Here is a 15,874-nt window from a genome sequence, read left to right as displayed (position 1 = left end):
AGGTCAGTCGCTGAAGGCGGCGAGCAGCGCATCCACATCCGCCTCGGTGGTCGACCAGCTCGCCACGAAGCGCGCGAGCAGCGGCTCCGTCGGATCGCCCGTGTGGAGATCGCCCGCGCCCCAAAGGTGATAGACCGCGCCGCGCGCCTTTGCCGTCAGGTGCAGCGACCGGGGCAGCCGCGCGAAGACGAGATTGCCCGCCGCCTCATGCGAGAGCGTCGCGCCGATCTCCGTCAGTCCCTGTGCAAGCCGCGCCCCCATGGCATTGGCCTGCGTCGCGAGTTCGAGCCAGAGATCGTCCTCGAGCCAGGCCAGGAGTTGCGCCGAGACGTAGCGCGCCTTCGACAGGTTGTGGCCGCTGCGCATCCGCTGGCTTTCGAACGCCTCCCCCGGCGCCGGATCGAACAGCACCGCGGCCTCGGCGGCCATCGCCCCCGTCTTCGTCGCGCCGAGCGAGAGGGCGGAGAGTTCCCGCGTCATCTCCCAGGGGGAGGCCCCGCTTGCGGCGATGGCATTGGCGAAACGTGCCCCGTCGAGATGCAGCGGCAGGCCGGAGGCATCCGCAAGGGCGGCGATCTCCGCGGGACGGTACAGCTCCCCGAATTCGGTGAGATTGGTCAGGGAGACGGCGGCGGGCGGGCTGGCGTGGATGTCGTCGCGCGCCCGGTCCGCGGCGATCTCCGTGCGCAGCCGTTCGGGATCGAGGCGGCTCGCCCGCCCCGGCAGCGGCCGGAGCCGTGCCCCGCCGGAGAAGAACGGGACGGAATTGCGTTCGTCCCTTTCGATATGCGCGGTCTCATGGCAATAGACCGTGCCCCAGGGCGGCGTCATCGCACCGAGAAGCGCGGCGTTGGTGCCCGTTCCCGACGCCATCGGCCAGACGAGCGCATCCGGCGCCTGGAACAGGTCGCGCAGCCGTTCGGTGAGTTCCGCGCTCCAGCGGTCGGCGGCATAGGCGGGCGCATAGCCGTCATTGGCGCGGACGAGCGCCTCCATGATCTTCGGATGGACGCCGGAGGTGTTGTCGGAGGCGAAGTGCATCAGTCGGGTTCCTCGATGATGTGATCCTCCCAATCCTCCTCGTCCACCTCGAATTCCGGCACGGTGCGCCCGCGCACGGAGACGCCCGCGGCATGGGTGCTTTCCGGATCCCCCGTCAGGAGCGGATGCCAGCCGGGCAGGGGGCGGCCCTGCCACAACAGGCGATAGGCGCAGGTCGTGGGCATCCAGTAGGCGTGGTCGGCGATGTTCTCCGGCGTCAACTGGATGCACTCCGGCACGAGCCGCTTGCGGATCGCATATTGCCCGCACTGGCAGGAGTGATCGTCGAGAAGACGACAGGCCACGCGGGTGAGAAAGACTTCGCCGGTATCCGCATCCTCGATCTTGTTGAGGCAGCATTTGCCGCAGCCGTCGCAGAGCGCCTCCCACTCCTCCTCCGTCATCTTCGCAAGCGGCACCGTCTCCCAGAATTTTTCGCGCCGGCTCATGCCACTGCGCCGAGGATGCGGCGGGCGTCCTCGCAATCCGCCTTCATCCGGGCGATCAGCCCGTCGAGAGAGGTGAAGGTCAGTTCGGGGCGCAGGTAATCGACGAAGGCGACCGAGAGATGTTCGCCGTAGAGATCGCCCCTGAAGTCGAAGATATAGCTTTCGAGGCAGGGCAGGTTCGCGCCGAAGGTGGGTTTCACGCCGAGGGAGGCGGCCCCCTGGTACTGGCCCTTGTGCGGTCCGGTGAGCACGTCAACGAACACGGCGTAGACCCCGAATTTCGGCGTGTGGAGCCCCGCAACGGACATGTTCGCGGTCGGATATCCGAGGTCGCGCCCGCGCTTGTCGCCGTGCTGCACCGCGCCTTCGATCCGGTGCCAGTGGCCGAGCAGGTCGGCGGCGACCTGAGGCTTGCCCTCGGCAAGGGCCTTGCGGATCGCGGAGGAGGAGGAGATGCCCCGGTCGGTTTCGAGGAGGTCCGCGACCGTCACGCCAAAGCCCATCTCGCGGCCGAAACGTTCCAGATCCTGCGCCGATCCGGCGCGTTTCGCGCCGAAGTGGAAATCCTCGCCCGCCACGATATGAGACAGGCCGAGCCCGTCGCGGATCACGTCGCGGGCAAAGGCTTCGGGCGTCATCGTGGCGAGGTTCCGGTCGAACGGAAGCTGGAACAGATGTTCGACGCCGAGCTTGGACAGCCGGTTCGCCCTGGATTCGGCATTCATGAGACGGAAGGGCGGCGCGCCGGGTGCGAAATATTCCCGCGGATGCGGTTCGAAGGTCACCACGCCGAGCGGACCGTGCGCGCGGGCGAGATCTATGACGCGGCGGTGCCCGAGATGGATGCCGTCGAAATTTCCGATGGCGGCGGAACAGCCTTTGGCCGTATCAGGGATCTCGGTCCAGGAGGTGTGGATCTGCATGGGGCTCCTCGCGAGGGCTCCCCCCGCGTCGTCAGTCGAATTTCCGGCTCGGCGCCAGCACCATGGCCTCGCCTTTCAGGACCACGGTATCCCCCACCGTGCAGCGACAATCAAGTGCAACACGGCGTTTCGCGTGCTGGATGTCGGTCACGGTCACCTCCGCCAGCACCGTGTCGCCGGGGCGGACGGGTCCGAGGAACTTCAGCGTCTGGCCGAGATAGATGGAGCCGTGGCCCGGAAGCTGCTCCCCGATCACGGCGGAAATCAGCCCGGCGGTCAGCATGCCATGGGCGATGCGGCCCTCGAAAATCGTGTCTTCGGCATAGGCATCGTCGAAATGGACCGGGTTGCGGTCGGTGGAGACCTGGCCGAACAGCTCGATATCCTGATCCGTCACCGTCTTGCGCAGGTGGCGCGTCATCCCGATCTCGATATCCTCGATGCAGATGGTTCCGCGGGGCAAGTTATCCAACATGATCTCCGAATCCTTCCCTCTGTCGCGGTGCAGCATAGCGGAGGAACGCGAAAGAAACAATCTTTCGCGAAATAAAATTTTCCATATATTGCTGCGGGTGAATTTAAATTATTTCACCATGCGCTTCTCACCGCAGGAAGGAGATCGCCGCCGTGGGGGAGAGGTTCTGTTCCGCCAGCCATTCGCGCAGCCGTGCCCGGTCGGGCGTCGCGGGATCCGTGCCGAATTCCTTTGCCGCGAGCCCGCCGGTGATGAAGAGCGTGTCGAAGCCCTCCCCGATCGCGCCGAGAATATCGGTGCCGATCCCGTCGCCGATGCACAGGATGCGGCTGTCCTCGACCGGGGAGACCCTTGCGAGCCGGCGGCGGGCGAGGTCGTAGATCGGCGGATGCGGCTTGCCGAAATAGAGGCTTTCGCCGCCCATGTCGGTGTAGAGCGCCGCGAGCGCCCCGGCGCACCATTCCCGCACCTCGCCGCGGTCGACGACGATGTCGGGATTGGCGCAGAGGAGCTTGAGCCCCTTTTCACGGGCGTAGAGGAATTGCGGGCGATAGACCTCGGGATCGGCCAGCGGATCCTCGGGGCCGGAGACGACGATGCCCTCCGCCTCCTCGAGCGGGACGAGCGTCACCGCGACCGGGTCCTCGAGGAGGGACATCGGCTGGAAGAACTCCTCCTCGAAGACCTGTCCGATATGCCAGATCCTTTCGCCGACCGCGCCGAGGAACATCGCCATCCGCGCCGAATCGCCCGAGGTGGCGATGGCGTCATAGGCGTCCTCGGGGACGCCGAATTCCGCGATCTGCCGGGCGACCGAGCGCCAGGGGCGCGGGGAATTGGTGACCAGGACCACCTTTCCGCCGGTCGCGCGATAGGTCTGCATCGCCGCGACGGCCTCGGGGAAAGCCGTGACGCCATTGTGCATGCAGCCCCAGAGGTCCACGAACAGCGCGTCGTAATCGGCGGAGATTTCGGAAAGCGATTGGATCAGGCGGGTCATGCGGGCCTCGTCAGTGGCGGTCGCGTCTTGTTAGCGCGCGCGGCCGGGAAAGGATAGGGGCAGGCCGTCTGCCGGGCGGGGAGGGCGGCTAGCCGAACGCTTTCGGATAGACCAGCTCCGTCGCCGCAGTGCCGGCCGGTCCGGCGGTCAGGGTGTGATCGGTCGGGTAGGGGGAGCGGATGCCCGCGGAGAGCGGGGCGAAACCGCAGCGCGCGTAGAAGGCGGGATCGCCCAGCACCACCACCGTCGCGCCCGACATCGTCGCCCATTGCGCGATCATGCCGACGAGCCGCCGCCCGTAGCCGCGTCGCTGGACATCCGGCCGGATCGCGACGGGGGCAAGGCAGAGCCAGCCCTTCGGCGCGCGCATCGCGGAGAGCGCGGCATAGCCGACGATCCCGCCGGCCATGGGCAGAACCATCTCGCCGGCCATCGCGCCGCTCTTGCGCAGCGCGCCGACGAGCTGCGATTCGTCCGGGCGTCCGAAGGCGGCGTCGAGCAGGGCGGCGACCTCCGCCTCCTCGCCGCGCTTCAGCTCACGCATGAAATCCGGGGCTGTGAGCATGGGCTCTCCGAATAAAAGGCCCGCCGGTCGGGCGGGCCTGCGGTGCCGATCAGACCTTCAGGTTCGGAATGATCTGTTTCTTGCGCGACATGATGCCGGGAAGCACCACCGTGTCGCCGGTCGCTGTCGCGCCAAAGGATTTCTCCGCCACCGATTTCGTCAGCTCGTTCGGCGTGAAGAAGGTCGCCTCCTCGTTGAGGATGTCCACGACGAAGAGCAGGACCTGGTCGACCCCGTCCTCCTTCGCCACGTCCGCGAAGGATTTCACGAGGCTGTCCTTGCGGTCGAGCACGAGCTTCGGTGCCGTGGTCTCGAGCACGGAGACGCGGAATTTCGTGCCGTCCACCTCGTATTCCTTGCTGTCCATGCGGATCAGTTCGGCGTCGGAGAAGGCGGAGATGTCGGATTTCGCCTCGAACATCTCGGAGGCATACTGGCTGATCGTGATGTTGAGCTCGGAGGCGAGCTGTTCGGCCAGCGCGCGATCGTGATCCGTGGTGGTGGGCGAGCGGAATTCGAGCGTGTCCGACAGGATGCAGGACAGCATCAGCCCCTTGATCCGGTCGGGCATCTTCTGCGCGTCGGGCCCCATCAGGTCGAACATGACCGTCGCGGTGCAGGCCAGCGGCCGGATCGTGATCTCGATCGGTCCCTTCGTCTCCAGCCCGCCGACGAGCTTGTGGTGGTCGATGATCTCCGCGATATCGGCCGCGTTGATGTTCGCCGGAAGCTCGGCGGGGTTGTTCGTGTCCACGATCACGACCGACTGCCCGTCCGCAAGCTCCGAAAGGATCTCCGGCTTGTCGCAGTTCCATTTCTCAAGGACGAAGGCGGCTTCGGTGTTCGGTTCCCCGAGCAGGACGGCCTTCGCGTCGATGCCTTTCACCTCATTGAGGTACCATTCCCAGATGAGCGGGGAGCCGGTGGAGTCGGTGTCGGGCGACTTGTGGCCGAAAACGAGCGTGGTCATATGCACTGTCCCATGGATATTGGCGAGTTTCGGCGCTCTTATAGGCGGCGCGGCATGGCTTGTCACCACTCGCGCGCCGAATGTCTAGGCCAGCGGGGACTGGTGGTGGCTGACGAGCGCCCAGGCGCCGGTGTCCGAGCGGTGATAGGTCGAGGAACAGGCCGCCCGGTAGTCCCCCGCGGCCTTCACCGCCGTGGCGAAATAGGCGAGCACGGCGACGTCGTCGGAGTGATAGAGGGTCTGTCCGGTGAAGCTGACCTCGCGCCAGCGTTCGGCATCCCGGAGCGCCGCGAGAATGTCGGGGCCCATGAGGATCCCGCGCCCGGCGAAGACCATCACGCAGCCGGGGTCCATGTGGCGGCGGTATTCTTCGGCGCCCTCGATCCAGAAGCGTCTTTCCTGTGTCCACAAGTCGTCGGGCATGAGTCCCTCCCGTCTATCCGAGTTTGCTGAGCCCGTGCGCGGCCAGCAGGCCGAGGGCGATGGCGAGGCCGGTCCAGAGCTTGTCTTCCCTGTAGGCCTTCGGGAAGACCTCCGTGGCGAGCGAGGCGGCGACGACCCCGCCGGCAAAGGTGCGGATGATGGCCAGCGGCTGTTCCCCGACATTGGCCAGCGCGAGCTTGCCCGCCAGCGCCGCGAGGGCGAGGATCACCGCCGTTCCCGTCCAGATCGCGAGCACGCGGCTCCCCGAAATGCCGTCGGAGACCATGCCGCGCGCGCCACCCGCCGCCTCGGGCAGGTTCGACAGGAAGATCGAGCCCGCAAGCGAGGCCGCCATCAGCGGGTCCGCCCCGATCAGCGCCACGCCGAGCGCGAGATTCTCCGGAATGCCGTCGAGCGTGACGGCGAGCAGCAGCCCGCCGCCGCTCTCCGCGCCGAGATTCTTCATCACGTAGCGGTCCGCGAGGACGAAACAGACGGCGCCGCCCAAAAGTGCGGCGGCGAGCAGGGGGAAGGCGATCTTCTCGCTCGCGGGTTCGACGAGTTCGGACATGACCGACACGATGAGTGCGCCGCCCGCCAGTGCGATGAGAAACCCCTCGGTGCCCTCGGACGGCGGACGCCAGACACCCCAGAGCGCCCCGATCAGAAGTGCGGCACTGACGGCGGCGAGTATGGCGAGGGTCATCAACATGAACAGGCAACGCCGGCTGTGCATGCCGGGTTCCTCGCCGCGCGGCGCTCGGCTATGAAGGGGCATGAGCCAGATCCGCGAAACCGACCTCTATCTGCCCGTGAAGGCCTTTCTCGAAAGCCTCGGCTACGAGGTGAAGGCAGAGGTGAAGGACGCCGATGTCGTGGCGCTGCGCGACGGCGCGCCGCCGGTGATCGTCGAGCTGAAGACGGGGTTTTCCCTTCTCTTGCTGCAACAGGGCGTGGCGCGGCAGGCGCTGAGCGATCAGGTCTATCTCGCCGTCCCGCGCTGGCGGGGCCGGGCCGGCTGGCGGATGTTCAAGGGCAATCTGGGGCTGTGCCGGCGTCTCGGGCTCGGCGTGCTCTCGGTCGATCTCGCGACGGGCGGGGTGCAGCTCCATCATGAACCCGGCGCGACGCGGCCGCGCCGCAATGCGCGAAAGGCGCGGGGGCTCCTGGGCGAATTCGCCGCGCGGGAGGGCGATCCCAACCTCGGCGGATCCCGCGCCGGTGGGCGGGTCACGGCCTACCGGCAGGCGGCGGAGAAATGTCGTTTGCATCTTTCCGAACACGGTCCGACAAAGGGCGCGGCGGTCGCGCAGGCCACGGGCGTCGTGCAGGCGACGCGGCTGATGCGGGACAACCATTACGGCTGGTTCACGAAGGTGTCGGTGGGGATCTACGCGCTGACGGAAGCCGGCCGCGGTGCGGGTGGCGGCACGGCGGAGTGACCCCGGCACCGGCGTCCGCCCCGCGGTGCATTTTTTCGTTCACGCGCTGTTGACAGCCTCGGGAGCCCTGCCTAACTATGCGGCGTTATCACTCGCCACCAATGAGTGCTAACGTCCGATTTACCACCGTCCGACAGGGCGGCCCCGACAACTGAAACTGTGAGCGAAGGAGCCTCCAAGATGGCATTCAAACCGCTGCACGACCGTGTTCTGGTCGAACGTGTTGAAAGCGACGAAAAGACCGCAGGCGGTCTCATCATCCCCGATAGCGCGAAAGAAAAGCCTGCCGAGGGCAAGATCGTCGCCGTCGGCGAAGGTGCGCGCAAGGACAGCGGCGAGCTGATCGCGCCGTCCGTGAAAGAAGGCGACAAGATCCTGTTCGGCAAATGGTCCGGCACCGAAGTCACCCTCGACGGCAAAGAGCTTCTCATCATGAAAGAGTCGGACATTCTCGGCATCATCGCCTGAGACGTCCCCCTGAAAACCTTCAGATTGGAGTGAACAATGGCTAAAGACGTCAAGTTCGATACCGACGCCCGCAACCGCATGCTCAAGGGCGTCAACGTCCTCGCGGACGCCGTCAAAGTGACCCTCGGCCCGAAAGGCCGCAATGTCGTGCTCGAAAAATCCTTCGGCGCCCCGCGCATCACCAAGGACGGTGTGTCCGTGGCGAAAGAGATCGAGCTCGAGGACAAGTTCGAGAACATGGGCGCGCAGATGGTGAAGGAAGTCGCTTCCCGCACCAATGACGAGGCCGGCGACGGCACCACCACCGCGACCGTTCTGGCCCAGGCCATCATCAAGGAAGGCCTCAAGCAGGTTGCCGCCGGTCTCAACCCGATGGACCTGAAGCGCGGCATCGACCTCGCGACCTCCAAGGTCGTCGACGCGATCAAATCCGCCGCCCGTCCGGTGAACGACAGCGCCGAGGTTGCGCAGGTCGGCACCATCTCCGCCAACGGCGAGGCCGAGATCGGCCAGCAGATCGCCGACGCGATGCAGAAGGTCGGCAATGACGGCGTGATCACCGTCGAAGAGAACAAGGGCATGGAAACCGAGACCACCGTGGTCGAGGGCATGCAGTTCGACCGTGGCTACCTGTCCCCCTATTTCGTGACCAACCCCGACAAGATGATCGCCGAGCTCGACGACGCCATCATCCTGCTGCACGAAAAGAAACTCTCCTCGCTGCAACCGATGGTTCCGCTGCTCGAGCAGGTGATCCAGTCGCAGAAACCGCTCCTCATCATCGCCGAGGACGTGGAAGGCGAAGCGCTCGCGACCCTCGTCGTGAACAAGCTGCGCGGCGGCCTGAAAATCGCGGCTGTCAAGGCTCCGGGCTTCGGCGATCGCCGTAAAGCCATGCTTCAGGACATCGCGATCCTGACCGGCGGCCAGGTCATCTCCGAAGATCTGGGCATGAAGCTCGAGAACGTCACGATGGACATGCTCGGCTCGGCCAAGAAGATCACCATCTCCAAGGACGAGACCACCATCGTCGACGGCGCTGGCGAGAAGGCGGAAATCGAGGCGCGCGTCGCCCAGATCCGCACCCAGATCGAGGAAACCACCTCCGACTACGACCGTGAGAAGTTGCAGGAACGTGTGGCCAAGCTCGCCGGCGGCGTCGCCGTCATCCGCGTTGGCGGCATGACCGAGGTCGAAGTGAAAGAGCGCAAGGACCGCGTGGACGACGCGCTGAACGCGACCCGTGCGGCCGTTCAGGAAGGCATCGTCGTCGGCGGTGGCGTGGCGCTCGTCCAGGGTGCGAAGGCGCTCGACGGCCTCACCGGTGCGAACCCGGATCAGAACGCCGGTATCGCCATCGTGCGCCGTGCGCTCGAGGCGCCGCTGCGTCAGATCGCGGAAAACGCCGGTGTGGACGGGTCCGTGGTCGCGGGCAAGATCCGCGAATCCAACGACCTGAAATTCGGCTACAACGCGCAGACCGACGAATATGGCGACATGTTCAAGTTCGGCGTGATCGACCCGGCGAAAGTGACCCGCACCGCTCTGGAAGACGCGGCCTCCGTCGCCGGCCTGTTGATCACCACCGAAGCCATGGTCGCCGACAAGCCGGCCAAGGAAGGCGCCGGTGCCGGCATGCCCGACATGGGCGGCATGGGCGGCATGGGCGGCATGATGTAAGACTGCGGCGCGCCCTTCGGGGCGCGACGCGGGCACATCCCGCACCTGCCGGAAAAACGAGAGGGTCGCCCTTCGGCGGCCCTTTTCTCATTCGGGCCCGAAAGTGCCCGCTATTGCAGCAGATGGCGCGGATTTCCGCGGCAGGCGCGGCGATGCCCTGCCGCGGGCTTGCACGGCGCTCCGCCGGTCCGCAGTCTCGCAGAGACAGCCTTTGTCGGGATCCGCCATGCATCTGCGCGCCCTCTCCGCCGACGACGACCTGCCGCTTTCGATCCTGCTCGACAGCACGTTCGACGGGCCGCAGATGTATCGTTTCGCACGCGCGCTGCGCGGGGAGGGGGCGGTCGCGATGGAGCGCATTGCCTGCGAAGGCGGCAGGGTGCTCGGCTATGTCTGTTTTGCCCGGATGATCGTGCCCGCCGACTGGTGGGCGCTGTCGATTCTGGCGATCTCCCCCAGCCATCACAAGCGCGGGATGGGGCGCGACCTCGTCGCGCAGGGCCTGGACGACGCGCGGCGGGAACGGGCGAAAGCGGTGGTGGTGATCGGAGATCCGGCCTATTTCGGGCGGCTCGGGTTCTCCACGCTCGCCGCCTCGCGGCTCGAAACACCGATCGCCGCCCGGTTCACCGCGCTCTATCCGATCGCGCCGGGCACAGGCATGTCGTCACAACGCCTGATCTACCCGCTCGCCTACAGCCGGTTCGACGAACGCCTCGTGACCTGACGCGAGGCGCGCGCCGGTCAGGCGGCGGGGCCGAGCAGGCGGTTCACATGGCCCATCTTGCGACCGGGCTTTGCCTCCGCCTTGCCGTAGAGGTGGATCGCGACGGAGCCGTCCCTGGAGAAATCGGGAATGCGCGCGACATCCTCACCGATCAGATTGAGCATCTCGACGTTGGAATGCCGCTTTCCGTCGCCAAGCGGCCAGCCGGCGACGGCGCGGACATGTTGTTCGAACTGGTCGATGACACAGCCGTTCTGCGTCCAGTGGCCGGAATTGTGCACGCGCGGCGCGATCTCGTTCACCACGAGCCCGGTTGTCGTGACAAAGAGCTCCACTCCCATCACCCCGACATAATCGAGCGCGTTCAGGATCTTGGCGGCAAGAAGCACGGCGTCGGTCCGCTGGGCGGGGGTGAGGCGGGCCGGCACGGTGGTCTTGTGCAGGATGCCGGATTTGTGCACGTTCTCGCCCGGATCGAAACAGGCGACATCGCCGCCGAGCCCGCGCGCGGCGATCACCGAGACCTCGTGCGAGAAATCGACGAAGCCCTCGAGGATCGCGGAGGCACCGGCCATGTCGGCGAGCGCCGCCTGTGCCTCCTGCGGCGCGGCGATCCGCGCCTGCCCCTTGCCGTCATAGCCGAAGCGGCGGGTCTTGAGGATCGCGGGCGTGCCAATCTCGTCGATGGCCTCCACCAGGTCGACCTCGTCATCCACCGCGGCATAGGGCGCGACGGCGAGGCCCAGCCCGGACAGGAACGCCTTTTCCGTCAGCCGGTCCTGCGACACGGCGAGCGCCTTGCGGTTGGGGCGGATCGGCACGAGCGATTCGATGAGATCGAGCGCGGACGTCGGCACGTTCTCGAATTCGTAGGTCACCACGTCCACCGAGGCGGCGAAGCGGCGCAGCGCCTCCTCGTCCTCGTAGGGCGCGCGGACATGGGACTGCGCGACATGGGACGCCGGGCAGTCGCCGCCGGGCTCGAAGATGCAGGTCCTGAATCCGAGGCGCGAGGCCGCGACGGACAGCATGCGCCCGAGCTGGCCGCCGCCGAGAATGCCGATGGTCGCACCGGGCTGGAGGGGCTCAGTCATCGGCGGGCTCGTCGGGAATGGAGGCGGAAAGCGCCTCGCGCCAGGCGTCGAGCCGCGCACCCAGCGCCGGATCGGAGACCGCGAGGATGCCCGCGGCCATCAGCCCCGCATTGGCCGCGCCCGCCTCCCCGATGGCCATGGTGGCGACGGGAAAGCCCTTCGGCATCTGGACGATGGAATAGAGGCTGTCGACGCCCGAGAGCGCGCGGGTCTGGATCGGCACGCCGATCACCGGCACACGGGTTTTCGATGCCATCATGCCCGGCAGGTGCGCGGCACCGCCCGCGCCGGCGATGATCACCTTGAGCCCGCGTCCGGCGGCCTGCTTGCCATAGCTCCAGAGCCGGTCGGGGGTGCGGTGGGCGGAGACGATTTTCGCCTCGTATCCTATGCCCAGATCCCCGAGGATTTCCGCTGCGCGTTTCATGGTCGGCCAGTCCGACTGGCTGCCCATGATGATGCCGACATCGACGCTCACTTGGCTCTTCCTTCGTGCAATCCCGTGTTGGGGTGCACTTATAACGGCCCGCGAGGCTTACGCAATGATGTCGGGGGTGATCTGGTCCTCGATCATGGCGATCCGGTCCTTCAGCGCAAGCTTCTGCTTCTTCATGCGCTGGAGCCGGAGCGCGTCGAGATGGCCGGTCTCCTGCATCGCTTCGATGGCGGCATCGAGGTCGCGATGCTCGCGCCTGAGGATTTCGAGCTTCACCCGAAGCACGTCGAGATGATCCATTCGGTTGGACACGTTCATCGCGTTGTCTCTAGTCTGTTCTTTGCGTCCTGTCTCACACGCGCGCCGCGGCTCAGGGGGCCGGGGCGACGGGGGCGAACGGATCCACCTTACTCCCAAAGCGCGAAAACTCAAAGCGTTCTGAACGGTATCTTGAACCCCCCTGCGCAATCCCCATATCCTCAGGGAAAGGGTTGCCGCTTTCGGGACCCGCAACGAACACAGTCGCTTCGATGAAAGGGCGTGTAGATGACGAAAGTGACCTTTGGGGCCCATCCGTTTCTTCTGGGCTTCGATCAGCTCGAACGGCTGGTCGAACGGACAGCGAAGTCCGACGCGGGTGGCTATCCTCCCTACAACATCGAGCAGTCGTCGGAAAACACCTACCGTATCACGCTCGCCGTGGCCGGATTTTCCGAGGACGATCTCGCGATCACGCTCGAAGACCGTCAGCTCGTCGTGCGCGGGCGCCAGTCCGACGACGGCGACGGGCGCGTGTTCCTGCACCGGGGGATTGCCGGACGTCAGTTCCAGCGCTCCTTCGTGCTGGCCGAAGGGGTCGAGGTGACGGGCGCGTCGATGGAGAACGGCCTTCTCCATATCGACCTCACCCGCGCCGTGCCCGAAAGCGTGGTCCAGACCATTCAGATCAGGAAGGGATAAGCCAATGAATGTCGAATATCCGCATCTTCCCGCCGCCGGGGAAAAGATCGTCTATGTCCGGCCCGTCGCGGTCGCCGACCTGCCCGAAGAGGTTCGGGCGCAGGCGCAGGGGCTCGACCGGATCTATGCCGTGCACGATGCCGATGGCGCACAGCTCGCGCTGGTGGCCAACCGCCAGCTCGCCTTCGCGCTGGCGCGCGAACATGACTATGCCGCGGTGAACGTGCACTGAGCGCCGGCGTGGCGCGGGACTGTCTTGCCACCGCGCGGGCTCTGACCTATCGAGGGGCGATATATTTACATATTCGCCCCCCGGAGATTCCATGAAAGACTTCGTCGTATCGTTGACCGCGATTCCTCCGCGTTTCGACGATCTCATGCCGACGCTGCTGTCGCTGCGCGCGCAGCGGCAGGTGACCGTTCGAGAGATCCGTCTCGACCTGCCGCAAGGTTTTCGCCGCTTCACCTTCGATCCCGCGACCGACCTGCCCGACCTGCCGGATTGGGTGACGGTGCGGATCGTCGGGCGCGACTACGGACCCGCGACAAAGATCCTGCCCGCCGCACAGGATTATGCGGGACAGGACGTGTTCCTGTTCTATTGCGACGACGATCAGCGATACGAGCCGGATCTGCTCCACAAGCTCGGCACCGCCGCGGAGGCGCGGCCGAACGACGTGATCGCCAATATGGGCTACAACCTTCACGAACGGCTCGACAATCCCTGCTACGATTTTCCGCACGGTTTTCAGCCCCGTGCTCAGCGCAGGCGCAAGGACTGGCGCTACCGGCTCTGGCGCCTGCGCTCGGGGTTCCGCAAGAAGTTCGCCTTCGTCGGGACGCCGGGCTATATCGACATTGCCGAAGGCTTCGGCGGGGTGCTGGCGCGCCCCTCCTTCTTCACGCCCGACATGTACGACATCCCGGAGATCCTCTGGACGGTGGACGATCCCTGGCTTTCGGGGCATTTCACGAAGAACGGGCATGGCATCTGGCGCCCTGCCGACACCTTCCGTTTCGACCACAACAGGGGAGCGGAGGCGCTGGCGAATTTCGTCTGCGAAGGTCACGGGCGCGCGTCGGCGGACACGCTCTGCATCGAATACTTCCGGCGCGAGTACGGGATCTGGGGCGGGGACGATCCCTCCACCCGTTTCGAGCGCGACCTGACGCGCCCGCGCGGCTGGGCGCCTGACGCCCGCGCCGTGTCCCGGCCCTGACGGAAAAGCCCCGGCCGAAAGGCCGGGGCTTTGTCCTGTGAGGCGATGTCGCGCGGTGCTCAGTGCGCGGCGATCAGGCCCATGCTCTCGAGCTTCAGGATGACCTGATGGGCGCAGTTGTCGACGTCGTGGCCCTCCGTCTCCACCCGCAGTTCCGGGGTTTCCGGCACGTCATAGGGGTCGGAAATGCCGGTGAATTCCTTGATCTTGCCTTCGCGGGCGAGCTTGTAGAGCCCCTTGCGGTCGCGGCGTTCGCATTCCTCGAGCGAGGTGGCGACATGCACCTCGACGAAGGCGCCGAAATTCTCGACATCCTCCCGCACCGCGCGGCGCGTCGCCGCATAGGGCGCGATCGGGGCGCAGATGGCGATGCCGCCGTTCTTGGTGATCTCCGAGGCGACGTAGCCGATGCGGCGGATGTTCAGGTCGCGGTGCTCCTTCGAGAAGCCGAGTTCCGAGGAGAGGTTTTTGCGCACGATATCGCCGTCGAGCAGCGTCACGGGACGCCCGCCCATCTCCATCAGCTTCACCATGAGGGCGTTCGCGATGGTGGACTTGCCGGAGCCGGAGAAGCCGGTGAAGAAGACGGTGAAGCCCTGTTTCGAGCGCGGCGGACGGGTGCGGCGCAGTTCGGCCACGACCTCGGGGAAGGAGAACCATTCCGGGATCTCGAGCCCCTCCGCGAGGCGGCGGCGCAGTTCCGTGCCGGAGATGTTGAGGATGGTCACGTTGTCCTTGTCCTCGATCTCGTCGGCCGGCTCGTACTGGGCGCGCTCCTGCACATAGACCATGTGTTTGAAGTCGACCATCTCGATGCCCATCTCGTCCTGATGTTGGGCAAAGAGCTCCTGCGCGTCATAGGGGCCATAGAAATCCTCACCGGCCGAATTCTTGCCCGGCCCGGCATGGTCGCGGCCGACGATGAGATGGGTGCAGCCATAGTTCTTGCGGATCAGGCCGTGCCAGATCGCCTCGCGCGGGCCGGCCATGCGCATGGCGAGCGGCAGCAGGCTCATCGTCGTCGTCGACCCCGGATATTTGTCGAGCACCGCCTCATAGCAGCGCACGCGGGTGAAGTGGTCGACGTCGCCCGGCTTCGTCATGCCGACGACGGGATGGATCAGCAGGTTCGCCTGCGCCTCCTTCGCGGCGCGGAAGGTGAGCTCCTGATGCGCGCGGTGCAGCGGGTTGCGGGTCTGGAAGGCGACGACGCGGCGCCAGCCGACCTTGCGGAAATAGGCGCGCAACTCGTTGGGCGTGTCGCGGCGGGCGCGGAAATCGTAATGCACCGGCTGCTGGATGCCGGTCACGGGGCCGCCGAGATAGATCTTGCCCGCCGTGTGGTGCAGGTAGTTGACGGCCGGGTGCGCGACGTCGTCGGCGCCGAAGACCTTTTCGGCCTCCCGCGACTTGTTCGGCTCCCAGCGGTCGGTGACCGTCATCGTCCCGAGGATCACGCCCTCCTGGTCGCGCAGCGCGATGTCCTGGCCGAGCTCGAGCTTTTCGGCGAAGTCTTCGGAAACGTCGAGGGTGATCGGCATCGGCCAGAGCGTGCCGTCGGCGAGGCGCATGTTCTCCACGACAGTGTCGTAATCTGCTTCGGTGAGAAAGCCCTTGAGCGGGTTGAACCCCCCGTTCATCAGGAGCTCCAGATCGCAGATCTGCCGCGGGGTGAGGTCCAGACTGACGAGGTCGGCGGCTTCGACTTTGAGCTTTTGGGCGCTGTCGTAAGAGACATAGAGCTCGGGGATCGGTGCGAGGTTCTGCGACATATGCTGTGCCTTCTTGCGCTGGGGCTCGTGAACGGAAACAGGCCCGCGAGGAAAGCTGCGGCGGGCTGTCCGGGCCTTACCTCCATGGTTGTATCGAAATCAATAGAGCGCGGCGCAAGAAACGGAAAATGAGGCGTTCATGCCTCATTTTCTCTTGATAATGCGGCGATTTTCCGCCCTTTGGCGCCTCGGGCGGACCATTGTTCCGCCGCGCCTGTGCTGCGGTGCG

General features: G+C 66.0%; 20 protein-coding genes. 7 read left to right on the top strand and 13 right to left on the bottom strand.

Annotation, left to right across the window (positions count from 1 at the left end; genetic code table 11):
• Nucleotides 1–3: 3 nt before the first annotated feature.
• From P73_RS18370 to P73_RS18330, 9 genes are all read right to left on the bottom strand, one after another.
• Nucleotides 4–1,041, bottom strand: a complete 1,038-nt coding sequence (locus P73_RS18370) for a threonine aldolase family protein (RefSeq protein ID WP_043870705.1) — start codon at nt 1,039–1,041, stop codon at nt 4–6.
• Complete coding sequence (locus P73_RS18365; protein WP_043870704.1) at nt 1,041–1,490, bottom strand: YcgN family cysteine cluster protein; 450 nt, start codon at nt 1,488–1,490, stop codon at nt 1,041–1,043. Before P73_RS18365 ends, P73_RS18370 begins: the two co-directional genes overlap by 1 nt.
• Nucleotides 1,487–2,413: a bifunctional riboflavin kinase/FAD synthetase gene (locus P73_RS18360; protein ID WP_043870703.1), complete on the bottom strand. Its 927-nt coding sequence runs from the start codon at nt 2,411–2,413 to the stop codon at nt 1,487–1,489. The genes P73_RS18365 and P73_RS18360 overlap by 4 nt, the downstream gene beginning before the upstream one ends.
• 31 nt (nt 2,414–2,444) lie before the next feature.
• Nucleotides 2,445–2,888: a MaoC family dehydratase gene (locus P73_RS18355; protein ID WP_043871932.1), complete on the bottom strand. Its 444-nt coding sequence runs from the start codon at nt 2,886–2,888 to the stop codon at nt 2,445–2,447.
• 127 nt (nt 2,889–3,015) lie between these two features.
• Nucleotides 3,016–3,888 carry a TIGR01459 family HAD-type hydrolase gene (locus P73_RS18350; protein WP_043870702.1) on the bottom strand — a complete coding sequence of 291 codons (873 nt, stop codon included), beginning with the start codon at nt 3,886–3,888 and terminating at the stop codon, nt 3,016–3,018.
• 88 nt (nt 3,889–3,976) lie between these two features.
• A complete protein-coding gene (locus tag P73_RS18345) occupies nt 3,977–4,453 on the bottom strand; it encodes a GNAT family N-acetyltransferase (RefSeq protein WP_043870701.1) in 477 nt (158 codons plus the stop codon).
• A gap of 49 nt (nt 4,454–4,502) precedes the next feature.
• Nucleotides 4,503–5,423, bottom strand: coding sequence for a manganese-dependent inorganic pyrophosphatase (locus tag P73_RS18340; RefSeq protein WP_043870700.1), 921 nt, complete (start codon nt 5,421–5,423; stop codon nt 4,503–4,505).
• 84 nt (nt 5,424–5,507) lie between these two features.
• Nucleotides 5,508–5,846, bottom strand: coding sequence for a DUF4440 domain-containing protein (locus tag P73_RS18335; protein ID WP_043870699.1), 339 nt, complete (start codon nt 5,844–5,846; stop codon nt 5,508–5,510).
• 13 nt (nt 5,847–5,859) lie between these two features.
• Nucleotides 5,860–6,582 (bottom strand): ZIP family metal transporter, encoded by a 723-nt coding sequence (locus P73_RS18330; RefSeq protein ID WP_245629195.1) that lies wholly within the window; start codon nt 6,580–6,582, stop codon nt 5,860–5,862.
• Between the two features lie 40 nt (nt 6,583–6,622).
• On the opposite strand from P73_RS18330, the gene P73_RS18325 reads away from it, so the two are divergent.
• The 4 genes from P73_RS18325 (at nt 6,623) to P73_RS24545 (ending at nt 10,163) form a co-directional block, all read left to right on the top strand.
• Nucleotides 6,623–7,288 carry a DUF2161 domain-containing phosphodiesterase gene (locus tag P73_RS18325; protein WP_174446916.1) on the top strand — a complete coding sequence of 222 codons (666 nt, stop codon included), beginning with the start codon at nt 6,623–6,625 and terminating at the stop codon, nt 7,286–7,288.
• A 180-nt stretch (nt 7,289–7,468) separates the two neighbouring features.
• Nucleotides 7,469–7,756 carry a co-chaperone GroES gene (groES, locus tag P73_RS18320; RefSeq protein WP_043870698.1) on the top strand — a complete coding sequence of 96 codons (288 nt, stop codon included), beginning with the start codon at nt 7,469–7,471 and terminating at the stop codon, nt 7,754–7,756.
• Nucleotides 7,757–7,792: 36 nt separating this feature from the next.
• Nucleotides 7,793–9,436, top strand: coding sequence for a chaperonin GroEL (gene groL, locus P73_RS18315; protein ID WP_043870697.1), 1,644 nt, complete (start codon nt 7,793–7,795; stop codon nt 9,434–9,436).
• Between the two features lie 226 nt (nt 9,437–9,662).
• Nucleotides 9,663–10,163, top strand: coding sequence for a GNAT family N-acetyltransferase (locus P73_RS24545; RefSeq protein WP_052453401.1), 501 nt, complete (start codon nt 9,663–9,665; stop codon nt 10,161–10,163).
• A 17-nt stretch (nt 10,164–10,180) separates the two neighbouring features.
• Here P73_RS24545 and P73_RS18305 read toward each other — a convergent pair whose 3' ends face one another.
• The 3 genes from P73_RS18305 to P73_RS18295 are packed head-to-tail and all read right to left on the bottom strand — an operon-like array spanning nt 10,181 to nt 12,011.
• Nucleotides 10,181–11,257 (bottom strand): 5-(carboxyamino)imidazole ribonucleotide synthase, encoded by a 1,077-nt coding sequence (locus P73_RS18305; RefSeq protein WP_043870696.1) that lies wholly within the window; start codon nt 11,255–11,257, stop codon nt 10,181–10,183.
• The gene (gene purE, locus P73_RS18300) at nt 11,250–11,735 is read right to left on the bottom strand and encodes a 5-(carboxyamino)imidazole ribonucleotide mutase (protein WP_043870695.1); all 486 of its coding nucleotides are present in this window, start codon (nt 11,733–11,735) and stop codon (nt 11,250–11,252) included. Before purE ends, P73_RS18305 begins: the two co-directional genes overlap by 8 nt.
• A 57-nt stretch (nt 11,736–11,792) precedes the next feature.
• Nucleotides 11,793–12,011 (bottom strand): YdcH family protein, encoded by a 219-nt coding sequence (locus P73_RS18295; protein ID WP_043870694.1) that lies wholly within the window; start codon nt 12,009–12,011, stop codon nt 11,793–11,795.
• Between the two features lie 228 nt (nt 12,012–12,239).
• Here P73_RS18295 and P73_RS18290 point away from each other — a divergent pair, with 228 nt between their 5' ends.
• The 3 genes from P73_RS18290 (at nt 12,240) to P73_RS18280 (ending at nt 13,873) form a co-directional block, all read left to right on the top strand.
• Nucleotides 12,240–12,653, top strand: coding sequence for an Hsp20 family protein (locus P73_RS18290; RefSeq protein WP_043870693.1), 414 nt, complete (start codon nt 12,240–12,242; stop codon nt 12,651–12,653).
• A 4-nt stretch (nt 12,654–12,657) separates the two neighbouring features.
• Nucleotides 12,658–12,885 carry a DUF1150 family protein gene (locus tag P73_RS18285; protein ID WP_043870692.1) on the top strand — a complete coding sequence of 76 codons (228 nt, stop codon included), beginning with the start codon at nt 12,658–12,660 and terminating at the stop codon, nt 12,883–12,885.
• 91 nt (nt 12,886–12,976) lie between these two features.
• Nucleotides 12,977–13,873, top strand: coding sequence for a glycosyltransferase family 2 protein (locus tag P73_RS18280; protein ID WP_139267123.1), 897 nt, complete (start codon nt 12,977–12,979; stop codon nt 13,871–13,873).
• A 59-nt stretch (nt 13,874–13,932) separates the two neighbouring features.
• Here the strand turns inward: P73_RS18280 and P73_RS18275 are convergent, their stop codons facing one another.
• Nucleotides 13,933–15,645, bottom strand: coding sequence for a bifunctional sulfate adenylyltransferase/adenylylsulfate kinase (locus P73_RS18275; RefSeq protein WP_043870691.1), 1,713 nt, complete (start codon nt 15,643–15,645; stop codon nt 13,933–13,935).
• Between the last annotated feature and the right edge of the window lie 229 nt (nt 15,646–15,874).

It is taken from the genome of Celeribacter indicus (genome assembly GCF_000819565.1).
In the GTDB taxonomy this organism is placed as follows: Bacteria; Pseudomonadota; Alphaproteobacteria; order Rhodobacterales; family Rhodobacteraceae; genus Celeribacter; species Celeribacter indicus.
This window is presented reverse-complemented; position numbering and strand designations above follow the sequence as displayed.